Source organism: Tateyamaria sp. Alg231-49 (assembly GCF_900143535.1).
GTDB lineage: Bacteria > Pseudomonadota > Alphaproteobacteria > Rhodobacterales > Rhodobacteraceae > Tateyamaria.
On record NZ_FRFA01000011.1, the window covers coordinates 21,576 to 37,222 of the forward strand.

At 57.7% G+C, this 15,647-nt stretch carries 15 protein-coding genes; 3 read left to right on the plus strand and 12 right to left on the minus strand.

The window, feature by feature from the left end:
- Positions 1 to 2: 2 nt before the first annotated feature.
- The 9 genes from DHN60_RS16070 to DHN60_RS16110 form a co-directional block, all read right to left on the minus strand.
- On the minus strand, positions 3 to 881 hold the full coding sequence (locus DHN60_RS16070) for a sugar kinase (protein ID WP_108838352.1): 879 nt from the start codon (positions 879 to 881) through the stop codon (positions 3 to 5).
- On the minus strand, positions 878 to 1,771 hold the full coding sequence (locus DHN60_RS16075) for a DMT family transporter (RefSeq protein WP_108838353.1): 894 nt from the start codon (positions 1,769 to 1,771) through the stop codon (positions 878 to 880). Before DHN60_RS16075 ends, DHN60_RS16070 begins: the two co-directional genes overlap by 4 nt.
- Positions 1,772 to 1,775: 4 nt before the next feature.
- Positions 1,776 to 2,663, minus strand: coding sequence for an NAD(P)-dependent oxidoreductase (locus tag DHN60_RS16080; protein ID WP_108838354.1), 888 nt, complete (start codon positions 2,661 to 2,663; stop codon positions 1,776 to 1,778).
- On the minus strand, positions 2,660 to 3,586 hold the full coding sequence (locus tag DHN60_RS16085; protein ID WP_234423668.1) for a phytanoyl-CoA dioxygenase family protein: 927 nt from the start codon (positions 3,584 to 3,586) through the stop codon (positions 2,660 to 2,662). The genes DHN60_RS16080 and DHN60_RS16085 overlap by 4 nt, the downstream gene beginning before the upstream one ends.
- Entirely contained in the window at positions 3,562 to 5,061 is a 1,500-nt protein-coding gene (locus tag DHN60_RS16090) for a UxaA family hydrolase (protein WP_108838355.1), read from the minus strand. Before DHN60_RS16090 ends, DHN60_RS16085 begins: the two co-directional genes overlap by 25 nt.
- 8 nt (positions 5,062 to 5,069) lie before the next feature.
- Positions 5,070 to 6,014: a phytanoyl-CoA dioxygenase family protein gene (locus DHN60_RS16095; RefSeq protein WP_108838356.1), complete on the minus strand. Its 945-nt coding sequence runs from the start codon at positions 6,012 to 6,014 to the stop codon at positions 5,070 to 5,072.
- 12 nt (positions 6,015 to 6,026) lie between these two features.
- Positions 6,027 to 7,649 carry a TRAP transporter large permease subunit gene (locus tag DHN60_RS16100; RefSeq protein WP_108838357.1) on the minus strand — a complete coding sequence of 541 codons (1,623 nt, stop codon included), beginning with the start codon at positions 7,647 to 7,649 and terminating at the stop codon, positions 6,027 to 6,029.
- 3 nt (positions 7,650 to 7,652) lie between these two features.
- A complete protein-coding gene (locus tag DHN60_RS16105) occupies positions 7,653 to 8,543 on the minus strand; it encodes a TRAP transporter small permease subunit (protein ID WP_108838358.1) in 891 nt (296 codons plus the stop codon).
- A gap of 100 nt (positions 8,544 to 8,643) precedes the next feature.
- Positions 8,644 to 9,669, minus strand: coding sequence for a TRAP transporter substrate-binding protein (locus DHN60_RS16110; protein ID WP_108838359.1), 1,026 nt, complete (start codon positions 9,667 to 9,669; stop codon positions 8,644 to 8,646).
- Between the two features lie 199 nt (positions 9,670 to 9,868).
- Here DHN60_RS16110 and DHN60_RS16115 point away from each other — a divergent pair, with 199 nt between their 5' ends.
- Positions 9,869 to 10,504 carry a GntR family transcriptional regulator gene (locus tag DHN60_RS16115; RefSeq protein WP_108838360.1) on the plus strand — a complete coding sequence of 212 codons (636 nt, stop codon included), beginning with the start codon at positions 9,869 to 9,871 and terminating at the stop codon, positions 10,502 to 10,504.
- A 70-nt stretch (positions 10,505 to 10,574) separates the two neighbouring features.
- Here the strand turns inward: DHN60_RS16115 and DHN60_RS16120 are convergent, their stop codons facing one another.
- Genes DHN60_RS16120 through DHN60_RS16130 form a run of 3 tightly spaced genes read right to left on the minus strand, consistent with a single transcriptional unit; the run spans position 10,575 to position 12,997 of the window.
- Entirely contained in the window at positions 10,575 to 11,087 is a 513-nt protein-coding gene (locus DHN60_RS16120) for a hypothetical protein (RefSeq protein WP_108838361.1), read from the minus strand.
- A 48-nt stretch (positions 11,088 to 11,135) separates the two neighbouring features.
- Positions 11,136 to 12,107 (minus strand): D-erythronate dehydrogenase, encoded by a 972-nt coding sequence (denD, locus tag DHN60_RS16125; protein ID WP_199913691.1) that lies wholly within the window; start codon positions 12,105 to 12,107, stop codon positions 11,136 to 11,138.
- The gene (locus tag DHN60_RS16130; protein ID WP_108838362.1) at positions 12,104 to 12,997 is read right to left on the minus strand and encodes an NAD(P)-dependent oxidoreductase; all 894 of its coding nucleotides are present in this window, start codon (positions 12,995 to 12,997) and stop codon (positions 12,104 to 12,106) included. The genes denD and DHN60_RS16130 overlap by 4 nt, the downstream gene beginning before the upstream one ends.
- A gap of 100 nt (positions 12,998 to 13,097) precedes the next feature.
- Here DHN60_RS16130 and DHN60_RS16135 point away from each other — a divergent pair, with 100 nt between their 5' ends.
- Together DHN60_RS16135 and DHN60_RS16140 are read left to right on the plus strand one after the other, a co-directional pair.
- Positions 13,098 to 13,841 carry an SDR family oxidoreductase gene (locus tag DHN60_RS16135; protein WP_108838363.1) on the plus strand — a complete coding sequence of 248 codons (744 nt, stop codon included), beginning with the start codon at positions 13,098 to 13,100 and terminating at the stop codon, positions 13,839 to 13,841.
- Complete coding sequence (locus DHN60_RS16140) at positions 13,838 to 15,637, plus strand: IlvD/Edd family dehydratase (protein ID WP_108838364.1); 1,800 nt, start codon at positions 13,838 to 13,840, stop codon at positions 15,635 to 15,637. Before DHN60_RS16135 ends, DHN60_RS16140 begins: the two co-directional genes overlap by 4 nt.
- Positions 15,638 to 15,647: the final 10 nt, after the last annotated feature.

The window sequence follows — 15,647 nt, forward strand, 5'->3', positions numbered from 1 at the left end:
ACCTACTTTGGTAGAATGGCACCTTTGTGCCCCACAACCTGCATCGCAAGGTCATGCCCAGCTCGCAATGCGTTGGCCTGCGAGGCCCCCGTCAACGACGCCCCCAGATACCCACCGTTGAAACTGTCACCCGCCGACGTGGTGTCGACGACCGTCTCTGCCTTGGGGAAATCGTAGGTTGCCCCCGTCTGCAAGCACATCGGCCCCAACTCACCGCGCTTCAACGCTCCGGTGCGCCCCAGATCAAGGAAACGACGTGCGATGACCTCGGGCGTTTCACCAGTGATCTCCTGTTCGTCATCAACAGACGGCAACGCGATATCAGACAACGCCCACATCGCCTCGTTCTGAGTCCGGGCGGTTTCTGGATCCATCCAAAGACGGGCCCGGTAGTTGCTGTCATAGCAAACACGCCCTCCGGATTTGCGAAACGCCTGCAAAAACCGCATCAACGCAGACCGGGTAGAAGCGGAAAGGATCGCCATCGTGATGCCGGACAGATAAATCACGTCATACTGTGCAAGTGCCGCAAAATCAGGCCCCTGATCTGTCACAAATGTCAGCCGCGCCGCAGAGCTGTCGCGCCAGTAGGTAAAGGACCGTTCGCCAGTATCATCGGTGGTGATGGCATAAAGACCGGGAGTGCCTTGGGGATCACGTTGGATGCCACCCGTGCCGATGTCTTCGGATGCGATAAAATCCGCAATTCGGTCTGAAAAAGCATCCGTGCCCAACCGAGTGATATAATCGATCTGCAACTCCGGCGCGCTGCGTTTGAGGTAGATGGCTGTATTCAGCGTATCACCGGCCACACCTACACCAGCAGAATCTCCCGCCATCGATAGCTCGATCATTGCCTCGCCAATTGCTGCGATTTTCATGCGGTTTCCTTTCGCCCCGTGCGCCACCACACGATAAATCCTGAACAAACGATGATACTTGCACCCAGTATGGTCCACCCATCCGGGACGTCATTGAACACGACATAACTGGCGATGGCCAGATACAGAAGGAAGCTATAGGTGTAAGGCATCAGCGTATTGGCCGGCGCATAGGCATGTGCGCGCGAAAATATTTCATGGCCCGCCCATCCCCACAATCCAAGCCCGATCATAAGCCCCCATTGCAGAGGGGTCTCTGGCGTAACCCAGACGTTCAACGCAAATGGCAACAGCATCACGGCACCCATAGCGCCCATATAGAACTGCATGGTTTCTGCCGCGACCACCCCGGACAATTTGCGGGTGATAATCGAGTAAAGCGCAAGCGACACCGCATTGTAGACATTGAGCAGCGCGATCCAGTGAAAGTCCGCATTAAACGGTCGGATCACAATCAAAACGCCAACAAAACCCAACATAATCGCGCCCCAGCGCCAGGGGCCGACCCGTTCACCCAACAAAGGCCAGCTTAGCGCGCAAACGATGATCGGTGCGGAAAACATGATCGATCCCGTCACCGTCAGAGACAGATACTTGAGCGTGATAAAGTTGAACATCGTGGCTGAGGCCAGCAGAAATCCTCGAAACAGCACCAGCACAAGGTGATCTGTCTGAAAGTTCGACCAATTGGCCCCCTGCCGCAGCACCAGTGCCGTCGAGATGATGAAATGCGGCAGGTACCGCATGAACGCCAGTTGCATCGCGGGCAGGCCAGCCACAATCAGCCATTTGACCGACGTATCTATCAGGGAGAAAAAGGCATAGGCCCCCAGCGTCATTGCGATGCCGAGGGCCGCGCGGTCTTGCTGTGCGCGTGCCGCGATGGCCACGGTGTTACCCCTTGAACCGGTCAGCGTAGAAATCGACCATCTGGCTGACCATATCATCGGCTTGCCCGGCATCCCGCGCGGTGCTTAGTGCGGTCAGCGCACATTTGGACATGATGGATTCAACCCCGGCATCCGAAGCCATCTGCGCGTAGTACCCCACATCTTTGGCCGCGTTCTTGATCGCAAAAGCAAGCTGGTTCGGATCACCGTCCACCGCATATCCCTTGACGAAATCCATCATGCCGGACTTGAGCGGACCAGCCGAAACAACGTCGTAAAGGTCTTGCCGCGGAACGCCCGCAACGTCCGCCATAGCAAAGGCTTCGGCCATCGCGTTGGCGACAGTCATTCCAAAGAAGTTGTTGATCAGCTTGATCGTGTGCCCAGACCCAAGTGCGCCAAGGTGAAAAACGTTCTCGCCCAGATCGTCGAGCACAGGTTTGACCTTATCAAAGGCATCCTTGTCCCCCGACCCCATGATGTTCAGCAGCCCATCCTTGGCATGCGACGGCGTGCGGCCCAGCGGCGCATCAAGGTATTGACCACCAGCGGCCGCCACCTCGTCGCCAAGCGCCTTGGTCGAGGCAGGCAAAGACGTGCCAAAGTCGATCACTATTGCACCCGGTTTCAAGCCTGCGATCACCCCATTCGCACCGCGCATCCGCGCCTCGACATTTGCAGAGGTATCCATACACAGCATCACGATGTCAGAGGCTTCTGCCAGTTCTTTGCTTGTGCTCACCTCAGTCGCGCCGCGCGCGATTGCCTGATCCACATACGTGCGGGTGCGGTTCGCAATGACATTCATCGCGTAGCCCTGATCCTGCAAGCGTCCGACCATAGCGCCGCCCATCAGGCCAAGGCCCATAAATCCAATTGTCGGTTTGCTCATTTGGTCTTCTCCTTGTGCGGAATGGTGTCAAAGGCGCGTGTTTTCAGCCCCTTCTGGATTTCATAAATCGAGATCGGCACATCCGGTTGTGGTTGCGGAATGCGGATCGGGATGTCTTTGAGGCGCGGCGTAAGAGTGGGTTCACCACAAAGCATACGCGTGTTATAGTCTTCGATGCCTGCCCATTTGGTCATGCTTCCCATAATGGGAAAAGCATCCGCCGCCATCATTTCATAGAACAGGATGCGCCGCGCGCGGTCCGACGTGTTCAGGGCAGAACCATGGACGATGCGCCCGTGGTGAATGCTGATCGATCCGGCAGGGCCGGTCAGTTGGACCGCATCGTCGGGGTTCAGGCCGTTTTCTTGGGGAAGCATCGCACCTGCAAACACACCGTCTACATGGTGGTCAAACACTGGCCCCTTGTGGCTGCCCGGATAGACCATAAGTGGCCCGTTTTCCGGCGCCATGTCGTCAATGCAGATACCGATGGCAAGGATGTCGTCATTGGTGTGCGGATAAAACGCATAGTCCTGATGCCACTCAACCGCAGCCCCATAGCCCGCTGATTTCATGTTCAGCTTGGTTGTGTGCAGACGCAGATTTGGCCCGATCAGGTCGCGCGCCGGGGCAAGTACATGATCGGAATACATCAGATCGCGCATCACATCCGATATCGTGTGAGGCAGTTTGATCCGCCGCAGACGCGGATCGTCCGCCGTGTGACTGTCTTCAAGATCAAGGCGATCATTGCTGGCTGTCATGGTCGCGGCTTCGGCCTCAAACCGGGCGATCTCGTCCCTGATTTTCTTCAACCAATCGCCGGGTATCTGATTTTCAACCAGCAAATACCCATGCTCTTCAAAGTGTAGTTTCTGTTCAGCGCTCAGACACTCCATCACATCACCGCGCCAATCTGCCATGGGACGAATTCATAGTCCCCAAGGCCCTGTGCTTCGGATTTACTCATTTCCCCGCTCGCGACGCGGAGGAACAGGTCGTAGATTTCGCGCCCTTTTTCCTCAAGGGAAACGCCGTCCGTCAACATGGCACCTGCGTTCACATCCATGTCTTCGGTCATGCGGTTGTACATCGCAGAATTGGTGGCCACCTTGATGGTGGGTGCCGGTTTCGATCCAAAGGCAGACCCGCGCCCGGTGGTAAAGCACACGAGATTGCACCCTCCCGCGATCTGCCCTGTCACGCTGGCTGGGTCATAGCCGGGACTGTCCATGAAGGTGAACCCGGTTTCGCGCACGATCTCCGCGTATTTGTAGACGCCCGTCAGTGGGGTGGTGCCCCCTTTGGCCGCTGCACCCAGTGACTTTTCAAGGATAGTGGTCAACCCTCCAGCCTTGTTTCCCGGGCTGGGGTTGTTGTCCATGCTGCCCTTGTTGCGCTCTGTGTAATCTTCCCACCATTTGATCAAACCGATCAGGCGATCGCCCGTCGCACGATCCGCCGCGCGGGCGGTCAACAGGTGTTCTGCCCCGTAAATCTCGGGCGTTTCGGCCAACACGCCGGTGCCCCCTTGGGCCACCAGCAGGTCCGTCGCATAACCCAATGCCGGATTGGCAGTGATCCCAGACCACGCATCCGATCCACCGCACTGCAACGCAACTTTCAGTGCAGAGACAGGGCAAGGTGTGCGTGTCGCCTCATTCGCGATGGGTAACATCGCCTCGACCTTCTCGATACCCTTTTCAATCGTGCGGCGCAGTCCGGCCACAGACTGGATGTTCATCGTCTGGAACGTAGGCCCTTGCTTCAACCCCCACGCCTCGAGCAACCAGTCGATCTGGTTCATCTCGCACCCAAGGCCCACCATCAGAACAGCGGCATGGTTGGGGTGGCGGGCATAGCCCCACATGACACGTTGCAACGCCTCGAACCCATCCCCTGAGTCAGCCATGCCGCAGCCAGTGCCATGCACAAAGGCAACGACGCCATCCACGTTGGGGTAAGCCGCGAGAATCTCCGGTGTGAAATGCGCGGCAATCATGCGGGCCGCAGTGGCCGAGCAGTTCACAGATGTCACAATGGCCACGTAGTTGCGCGTGCCCACCGACCCGTTTGCGCGCTGATATCCCATAAAGGTGTCTCCGCCCGAGGGCGTGGCGGGGCGTAGGTTTGTGCCAAATTCGTAATCGACATCCGTGGCGCGGAATTCGACGTTGTGTGTGTGCACGTGATCGCCTGCTGCGATGTCCTGCGCCGCGTACCCGATCACTTGCGCGTATTTGCGGATCGGAGTGCCCTTTGCCATGTCGCAAGCGGCTATCTTGTGTCCCGACGGAATCAGGGCACGCGTTTTGGCGGCTTCAATGGTAACCCCAACTTCGAGAGCGCGGGTGGCGGTTACGACAGTGTCTGTTTCATCAAGACGAATGAAATCCATTTGTTCTCTCAAGCGCAATACGGGGCGTCGGACGCCCAGCGGTGGATCGGAATATGCGGGTTCACGGCAAGACGGTCGCGCGTCGCAAACCATGCATCACGCCAGACCCGCCAATCCTTCAGTTCTGCCTTTGGTGTCACATGGCTGCGTGCAATGAAACTTGGAAAGTGTTCACGCCCCGTATTCTGGCCAGTCTTGGAAAAGCGAAGATCAAAAGACCAGCGAAAACCATCTGACATGTTCGGCAGCGACGCATGTGGCACCAAGGGATGAAACAGTACAACGCCCCCCGCTTTCACAGGCAACGGCACGGCACGGTCAACATCCAGAAACTTGGGTGCAATCGCCGTCTGCACCTGCGGGCAATGGGGCAACATACCGGCATCAACGCCGGGCATAACCTGAAGACAACCGTTGTCCAAAGTGGCATCCGTAATCGCAACCCAAACGGTGACCATGTCCGTCTGATCCGCTTCCTCCAACCCCACGGCGCGGTCCTGATGCCAGTCGGTGCGGGTGATATGCGCGCGCGTTTCCTCTGCACCCAACTGAGGGCTAGGGGGTTTGATGCGCACATGCTGGATCGGGTTGAGCGTCAGTTCAGGCCCAATCAATGCCTCCGCCAGATCAAGGATGCGTTCGTGCATAACCAAATCAAAAATGGCAGGTCCAAAATGCATGGGCGTATCCGGCGCGATCTCGCCTCCCGGCAGGCTGATGTCCATGGGCTGAAACCAATCACAGCCTGCGGCATATGACGCGCTGAGCTTGGCCCAGAAATCCATGTCACGCCCATCCGGCACGCGCCCTTCCGCTGACCATCCGTCATAAAGCGAGTCCAGAAGATCACTATATTCCGCCCTCACACTGCCCAGCACATCACAGGGCAGCACATCATCAACGACCAGATATCCCGCCGAATAGAACTGCGTGACTTGGGCGTCGGTCAGCATTCTCCCCCTCCTCTAAAGCAGGATGGATATGATCGGCGGATAGATCAGTAGCACCGAAAGCGCGATCAGCTGGATGCCAATGAATGGCAGGAAACCCTTGAAGATGTCGGTCAGCGTGATGTGCGGCGGAGCAACTGATTTCAGATAGAACGCCGCAGGGCCAAAGGGTGGCGAAAGGAAGCTCACCTGCATGTTCATACAGAACACCACCCCGAACCAGATCGCCACGTGGCGCGGGTTCAACTCTCCAAACAGACCAATCTCGTCCAAGGGCAAGCGCAGAACGATGGGCAGGAAGACGGGGATGATCAGCAGAACGATCCCGACCCAGTCCATGAATGCGCCCATGAACAGCAGGATCAGCATCATCAGCAGAATCACCAACATGGTGGGCAGTTCAGAGCCAACGATAAAATCGGCCACATAAGTCGGCCCGCCTGCAATGGTGTAGGCCCCCGCCAGAGTGGCGGCACCAATGGTCACCCAGATAATCGTGCCGGTGGATTTCAATGTGCGCATCAGCGAGTCCCAGACCAGTTCGGTCGAGGCTTCACCACGCAAAAGCGCAATGATAAAGACCGCTGCCGCGCCCATGCCAGCCGCTTCGGTGATCCCGGTGATCCCACCATAAATCGACCCCATGACAACGCCGATCACAACAATGGGCGGGACAAGACCTTTGCCCATCGACCAGCCGGTCAAAGTGCGTTCCTTACCAAAGACGAAAAAGGCCAGACCAAGGCTGACAGCCACCATGATACCAAAGATGTAGATGTATTCGGATGTGCCCCAGAAGGCCGCATCACCCGTGTTCGCCGCGTTCGACCCGGAGAATTCAAAGAAACACGCTCGCAGGAACAGCGCCGTACCAAAACCAGCAACCAACACGTTGAGGAAGGCAAGGAACAGACCCGCCTTTTCGCCGCCTTGCGGTTCGCCTTCGACCGGTTCGGGCAGCGGCGCGTCCTCTGGTTTCAGCTGTGTGCGAATGATGATGTAGATGATGATGAACGAGGCCAGCATGAAACCGGGGATAAAGGACGCAGTGAACAGCGCCTTGATCGAGGTTTCAGTGATGAGGCCATAGATGATCAGAACGATAGACGGGGGAATCATGGTGCCCAACGAACCGGATGCACAGATCACACCGATCGCGAGGTTCTGGTTATAGCCAAGCCTCAACATTTGCGGCAACGCGATCAAGCCGAGCAGAACAACTTCACCGCCAATGATGCCTGACATCGCGGCCATGATTACGGCCATGATCGATGTAACGATGGCGATGCCACCGCGAGTGCGGTTCAGCCAGACATTGAGAGATGAATACATCTCCTTTGCGATACCCGAGCGTTCGAGCAGTGCGGCCATGAAGATGAACAGCGGAATGGATATGAGGACATAGTCCGTTAAGAGCCCATATATTTTCTGAGCTAAGATATTGAGCGGCCCCGATCCGGGCCTGCCGGTCAAAATGCCATCTCCAAAGGTCCAGGGAGCCAGAAGAAGTTCGGGCTCAAACTTCATCACCAGCACCAGAACGGCCAAAACAGCCGATGCAAGACCCAGCGGCATGCCGATGGCCAGAAGCAGGATCAGGCCCAACATCAGGACCAGAGAAATTGTACCAATATCCATGGATCAGTCCTTTGCGGAAACGTGCTGACCGGTCACGTCGATGTCGCCGACACCGTCCGTTCCGACTTGGGCTTTGATGCGGGCGATCTCGTCTTCGTCCAGATCGTCGCCACCGTAGTGGACCTCTTCCTTGTTCCAGTCAGAGATCAGATTGACGACAGCCTGAATGGCCACCAACCCGACAATAAGCAGAACCATGGGTTTCAGCGTGGCAGGAATCGGTGGATCAAAGGCGGTGCCAAAGGTTTCCCAGCGATAGAATTTGTCGAATGCCTCGCCATAGCCGCCATAGATTAGAAAGAATGCGAAAGTGACGATTAGCACGGTGGAAATCGTGTCGAACACACGCTGGAGCCAGCGCGGCACTGCATCATATAGCAGGACAATTCGGATATGGCTGCGCTGCTGCATCGCATAAAGGCCCGCACACAAGAACACGAACCCGGCCAGCCAGAGTGACATTTCGTTGGCCCAGAGTGTGGGCGCTTCGAACACATAGCGCAGCATCACCTCGTAAAGCATCACGGACGTCAGGCACACGATCAGCATCATGGTGATGCGGCCGATAAAGACAGCCAGTCGGTCTGCCGGCTTCCAGCTTTCGAACTCCATGCCAGCGCGGCGCACAGTGCGTACGCCGATATAGATCAAAATCGGAATGAAAATCATTGCCAGCCAATCAACGATGTCAGCAGTTCCACCGAACAAGCCACTCAAACCGGGAGTGACGTCCACACGGCCAAACAGCGCCGACAGCTTGTCGAATTCGGACGGATCAGTCGGTGGAAAAAACGTCAGGGTGAAAGCGGGCATGTGCCACACAACCCAGCCTGCGGCAAAGATGAAGGCCATTGGCACGAGCCATTCAATCAGAGTGCCGGAACGCACCTGCATCACATAATCCCCCTGTCCCGAAAATTCTTGAGCGCGTCTTATCGTGCGCCTTCAAGTGGATGGGGTCCCGCCATGGCGGAACCCCTGATAGCATAGTCGCTTACTGGGACACGAGGCCGAGTTGCGTCAGGTAACCGAGGTGCGATTCCACCAACGCTTTGGCTTCTGGCGTATCAGCAAACTCAGGCCATGTGGCTTGGGCTGCATCGCGGAACTTCTGCAGCTCATCAGGCGCCCACTGAGACAAAGTCACACCGTCTGCACGCAGTTGAGCCGCCGCTTCAGCATTCGCTTTTTCAAACGTCAGCGCGGTGCGCAGAGCCAGTGCTTCCATAGCGACCTTCATGATCGTCTGGTGCGCTGCGGGCATCGCGTCGAACACGGCCTTGTTGCACGCCAGGTGATCCGAAGGCATCGAGTGGAAGCCGGGGAAGTTTGCATACTTAACGATGTCATAGAGACCAAGGCCGACGTTATTGGCCAGACCAGATGCGTCCGCACCGTCGATGATGCCTGTTTCCAGAGCGGTAAAGATCTCGGTGAAGTCCATCACGATGGGCGAGGCGCCCAGCTTTTCAAAGATTTTGGTTTCCATGCCGGGGGGCGAACGGAATTTCCAGTCTTTAAAGTCAGCAACCTTCTCGATTGGCTTGGAAGAGGCAAACGACTCTTGACCGTAAACCCACCAGCCGATCAGCTCCATGCCGTACTTGTTGTACAGGGGTGCCGCTGCTTCACGACCGCCACCGAAATACAGCCAGCTCAGCTGTTGGTAAGGCGTTTCGTAGCCGCCCATGATGTCGCCCACAAACTGGAACGCCGAGTTTTTACCAGTTTGGTAGCCACCACCGGTCATGTCACAGTCAAGAATGCCCGTGGCTGCCGCGTCAAAAGTCTCAACCGACTTCACAACAGACGAGCTGTAGAACATTTCAACCTGGATGCCGCCGCCGGACATTGTCTGAATGTCTTCGACGTATTGAGCGGCCAGCTTACCCGACACGGTTTCTGGTGCGTAGTGTGTTTGGATGCGCAGTTTGGTTTCCTGCGCGCCAGCTGTCATTGCCGTACTTGCCGCAAGCGCAGCCACGGCGGCGACGGATGCCGCCTTCTTCATGAATGTCATATTATCCTCCCAGATACATTTTTCATCGCACGCATTCGGGTCTTGGGCCCACTTTCACGCGCTGTGTTTCCGAGGCTAAGCGGAGATTTCACGCACGACAACAGAAAACTGGAAATATTGGTTATTTTTGAGATTTTGTTGAAATTTCGAGATTTTACGATTTACTACTCTGAACTGAAACAGCTCATGGCGGTGCCGCTTGCTCCAGAACACTGACATTTACGAGACCCTTAAGTACCGGCTGATGACCAACGGGTTTGCACACGGGCAAAAGCTTCGGGCCGAACACCTGCGGCAGGAATTTGGCTGTTCAGCCAGTACGATACGTGAGGTTTTGTTCCGACTTTCCACCCTTGGTCTGGTCGAATTTCGCGACCAGCGGGGCTTTCGCGTTCCTCAAAAATCCGCAAAGATTGTCAACGAACTGACCCACCTGCGTGTTCTGCTTGAGGCCGAAGGGACGGCCATGTCGATTCGGTTAGGGGGCATCGCATGGGAGGCTCAGCTGACGGCCGCCCATCACCAACTCAGCCATCTTGAGATGCGCCTGCAATCCGCCGACGACACCGCCCCTTTTGTCGATCTGTGGTTCGCCGCCGAACGGCAATTCCACGAAACGCTGATCTCGGCCTGCGGATCTGATTCCTTGCGCACCACGCACCACCAGATCTATTGCAGGTTTCGCCAGCAACTGATGGTCGAAGATCGGCAGTTTGATTTCATCTCGAACAACATCAAGCACCACCAGCAGATCCTTGATGCGGCCCTTTCAGGAGATGAGGCTCTGACGCGGCAGAAAATCCATGACCATTTGGCGCGGCACCTCACCGGCTAGGCGATAGGGTTGATGGTCCAACCACACGGCATGCACCAGCCGCGAAGCCACGCAAACTCTCAGGTGAATCTCAGCTTGAAACGGTATCGGCCATATCTGTGTACAGACTTCGAAGACCATCCAACGTGGGATAAGGCGCCAAAGGGGCTTTGGGCGTTGAGATCCCCGACGCCAGAACAACAGTGTTGATCAGATCAAAAATGCCGCAGACTTCGACCACCTCATAGGCAGCCTCCTCAGTCCAACCCGAGCGCAAAACAGCTTCGAAAGCCTCCGCGATACCGTCGCTGTTTCGGCGGTGCAGACAGCGCGCATATTCAAGCAATGGCTGGATTCGCGCGTTGGTCGCCTCAATCGAACCGGAAAAAACTTCGGAAAACACCGTGTGGTAAAACACACAATAAGGGGTCGTGTTAAGCTCTGAAACAAACGCTGCAATCGCCTCTCGTTCGCCGCGCGACAAAGCCCCGTCCGAACACATGATGCCATCAAGCAGGCGCAGAACCTGATCCGAATTGCGCGGGAACAGACGAAGCACATCCGAAAGACCGCTCGAGGAAGAAAGACCAGAAAAATGTGTCATATGTGGCAGCTTCCCATCGCATTGCGCGCCGTTCTTTTCCTATTGGCTTTACCGCCCCGGCAAATCCTCAGCCACATACACGTCAATAATCTCGCGGAACGTCGTTTCCGCCTCAAACCCCAACGCCTTGGCCCGTTCCGGTGCAAAATTGCGCGGCCACCCATCCACAATCTTGGCGATGGCCTCGTCCGGCTGCGGCTTGATCAAGGCCACGACGTTGTTGCCGGCAACTTCGCGCAACGCCTCAATCTGTTCGGCAACAGTGCAGGACAGGCCCGGCAGGTTCAGCGCCCGGCGTCCCTCTAACCGGTCTGTGTCCAGCGTCCCGGCATGGGCCAGAAACCCGGCGGCAGAGCGGGGCGATGCATGCCAGTGGCGCACCGTATCATCGACCGGCAAGATGGCCTCCATCCCGTTCAAAGGCTCACGAATGATGCCCGAGAAAAAGGAGGAAGCGGCAAGGTTGGCCTTGCCCGGACGCACACAAATCGTCGGCAGGCGCAGGGACATCCCATCAATGAACCCCTTGCGGCTGAAATCCTGCACCATCAACTCGCAAGACGCCTTTTGCGCGCCATAGCTGGTCTGGGGTGAGGTCAGGAATTCATCTCCGATCTTGTCCGGATAGGGACCCCCAAACACCGCAATGGACGAGGTGAAAACGACCCGAGGCACATATTCCCCACCTGTCGCGCGATGCTGCGCACGCAACGCCTCAAGGAAATGCCACATCGGCAGCATGTTCACCTGCCAGCCGAGATCAAAATTCGTCTCTGCCTCGCCCGAAACGATGGAGGCGAGGAAATAGATTACATCGAAGCGTTCAGCCGCCAGCGCGGCTCCTTCGGCGGCCACAGACAGGTTGCCAACCCGGCGATCCTTGCCCGCGCCACCCTCAGGAAACGCCATGTCATGCAGCGTCAGAGTGACTGGCGCACCGTCCAGCCCTTCGGCCTCCAGCTTGTGGGCCAGTTTCTGACCCACCATGCCACCACCACCGAGAATAAGTACCCGCATCATGTGTCCATCCCGTTTTGCGCTCGCAGTTCAAGGTAAAGACCCGAATGGTCCCGATCGGCCCCGCCCATGTTGTCTACGAAGTGGGCAAATCGATCCCGCACGCCTTGGGTCATCGGCAATTTCAGATTCGCGGCCTCGGCCTCGACCAATACGTTGTTGAGGTCCTTAAGCTGGAATTTTGACAAACCACCGGGCTCAAAATTTCCGGTCGTCATCCGCTCTCCGTGCTGTTGCAAGATGGTGCTGTCAGCAAATCCACCCTTCAACGCCGCCCTCAGAGCAGCAGGGTCGGCGCCACCCTCCTGGGCCAGCAGCATCGCCTCGGCCACGGCACCAATGGTCACCGCGACGATGGTCTGATTGCACAGCTTGGACAATTGCCCGGTCCCGGATGGGCCGACGTGCACAGGGCGACCCATCGCACTTAGGACAGGCTCTGCACGCGTCACATTCTCAGCAGCACCGCCCACCATGATAGCAAGGCTCGCAGCCTCGGCCCCTTTGGTGCCGCCCGACACTGGCGCATCCAGATGAGCGACTCCGATCCCCGCCAAGACGTCAGCCTGTGCGCGCGCCTCACCCGGTTTGGTCGAGGACATGTCGATCCACAGGGCCCCTTCGCTCAGGGCACCCTTCACGTCGTCAATCACCGACAAAACCGTCGGCCCGTCACTCATCATCGTAATGACGACATCCGCCCCTGTGACCGCTTCGGTGGTCGTATCCACGACCCGCGCCCCAAACTGAGTCAGAGGGTCGGCTTTGGCCCGCGTCCGGTTCCACACCGTGAGGTCCATGCCCGCCTGCGCCAGATTGCGCGCCATGGGAAAGCCCATCAGCCCTGTGCCCAACAAGGCCACCTTTTGCGATCCCATTCTTCGTCCTCCCATTTTGCCGAGACGTCTGGTCAACGCCAACAGCTTGTCCTACGCTAACATCAAAACGCAGCATCTTCCGATGCGCAACACCTGATAAGAATGGGGGGAGTTTATGGGCCGTTTAGACGGAAAGCGCGCACTTGTGACAGCCGCAGGCCAAGGCATTGGCCGAGCGAGCGTTGTAGCAATGGCGGCCGAAGGCGCGCAGGTCTTTGCCACGGATGTGAACGCAGATCTGCTTGGAGATATGCCCGAAGGCGTCGAATCCTTTGTTTTGAATGCCTTGGACGACACCAGCGTGGCCGAGGGGGTCGCGCGCGCGAAACCCGACGTGCTGTTCAACTGCGCTGGCTTCGTCCACCACGGCACCGTTTTGGACGCCACAGATGACGAATGGGATTTCGCCTTTGACCTCAACGTCCGCTCGATGCTGCGCACCATGCGCGCCGCATTGCCGGGCATGGTTGAACGGGGCACAGGGTCGATCATCAATATGTCCTCGGCCTGCTCATCCGTGATTGGCGCACCCAACCGTTTCATCTACGGCACGACCAAAGCGGCCGTGATCGGTATGACCAAATCAGTCGCCGTAGACTTTGTCACCAAAGGCATCCGCTGCAACTGCATCTGCCCCGGCACCGTGGAAAGCCCAAGCTGGCATGACCGCGTCAAAGCACTTGGCGAAGAGGTCGGCAGCTATGAAGAGGCCCTAAAACAGTTCGTGTCCCGCCAGCCCATGGGCCGGGTGGCAACCGCCGACGAAATCGCCGCACTGGTGGTGTACTTGGGCAGCGACGACAGCGGTTTCACCACCGGACACCCCCACATCATCGACGGAGGCTGGTCAGGCCAATGAGCAAGAAAATAGGCATCGAAGACTTGCGTTCGCGCAAATGGTTCATGAACCCCGACAACCCGGAGATGACAGCGCTCTACCTCGAACGCTATCTTAACTACGGGCTGACACGGGCCGAATTGCAGTCGGGCAAACCGATCATCGGGATCGCGCAGACCGGCAGTGACCTCTCCCCTTGCAACCGCCACCACTTGGAACTGTCCAAGCGCGTGCGCGATGGCATTATCGCCGCCGGTGGTACCTGCATCGAAGTGCCCGTGCACCCTATTCAGGAAACCGGTAAGCGACCGACCGCAATGCTGGACCGCAACCTCGCCTATCTGTCTCTCGTCGAAACCCTCTTCGGCTACCCACTGGACGGCGTTGTACTGAACATCGGTTGTGACAAAACCACACCCGCCCTGCTCATGGCCGCCGCCACCGTGAACATCCCGGCCGTCGCCCTGTCTGTCGGGCCAATGCTGAACGGCTGGTTCCGGGGCGAACGCACCGGTTCAGGCACCATCGTGTGGAAAGCGCGCGAGATGCTGGCAGCAGGCGAGATTGACGACGACGGGTTTATGGAACTCGTCGCATCTTCGGCCCCGTCCGTTGGCTACTGCAACACTATGGGCACTGCGACTACGATGAACAGTCTTGCCGAAGCGTTAGGCATGCAATTGCCCGGCGCCGCCGCTATCCCGGCCCCCTATCGCGAACGCGGTCAGATGGCATACGAAACCGGACGGCGAATCGTCGACATGGTGTGGGAAGACATGCGGCCCTCCGACATCATGACGCGCGAGGCGTTCGAAAACACCATCGTCATCAACTCCGCGATCGGCGGGTCCACCAACGCGCCAATCCACCTCAACGGCATCGCGCGCCACCTCGGCGTCCCGCTCGACAACGACGACTGGCAAAACGTGGGCCACAAGGTTCCTCTGATCGTCAACATGCAGCCCGCAGGTGAGTATCTGGGCGAGGATTATCAACATGCGGGCGGCGTGCCTGCGGTAATCGGCGAACTGATTGCCGCAGACTTGCTGCCCCACCCGGACGCGATGACGGCCAACGGCAAAACGATGCGCGAGAACTGCGGCGATGTGCGCAGCGAAGACACCCGCGTGATCCGCCCCGTGTCCGAGCCGATGGTGGACCATGCCGGGTTCATCAACCTCAAGGGCAACCTCTTTGACAGCGCGATCATGAAAACATCCGTGATCTCGGATGCCTTCCGCGCGCGGTACCTGTCCAACCCGGACGATCCAGAAGCGTTCGAGGGACGTGCTATCGTCTTTGACGGACCCGAGGACTTTCACCACCGCATCGACGACCCGGCCGAAAAGATCGATGACACCTGTATTTTGTTCATGCGCGGCGCCGGACCCAAAGGCTACCCCGGCGGAGCCGAGGTCGTGAACATGCGCCCACCGGCCTACCTGCTGAAACAAGGGATCAATGCGCTCCCCTGTATCGGTGACGGGCGGCAGTCGGGCACGTCAGGCTCTCCATCCATTCTCAACGCCTCGCCTGAGGCTGCGGATGGGGGCGGTTTGGCTCTGCTGCAAACTGGCGATATGGTGCGGATCGATCTGAAAAAATGCACCGCAGATATGCTGATCGACGCATCCGAACTCGCCACGCGTGCCGCCGCTCTGTCGGACGCGGGCGGCTATGCCAGCCCCGAAAACCAAAGCCCGTGGCAGGAAATCTTCCGCGACCGAGTCGGCCGCTTTGATGAGGGCATGACGCTGAAAGGCGCCGCCGAATACCAAGATATCTCGCGCAAACATATGCCGCGCGACAACCACTGAGGACACAGAC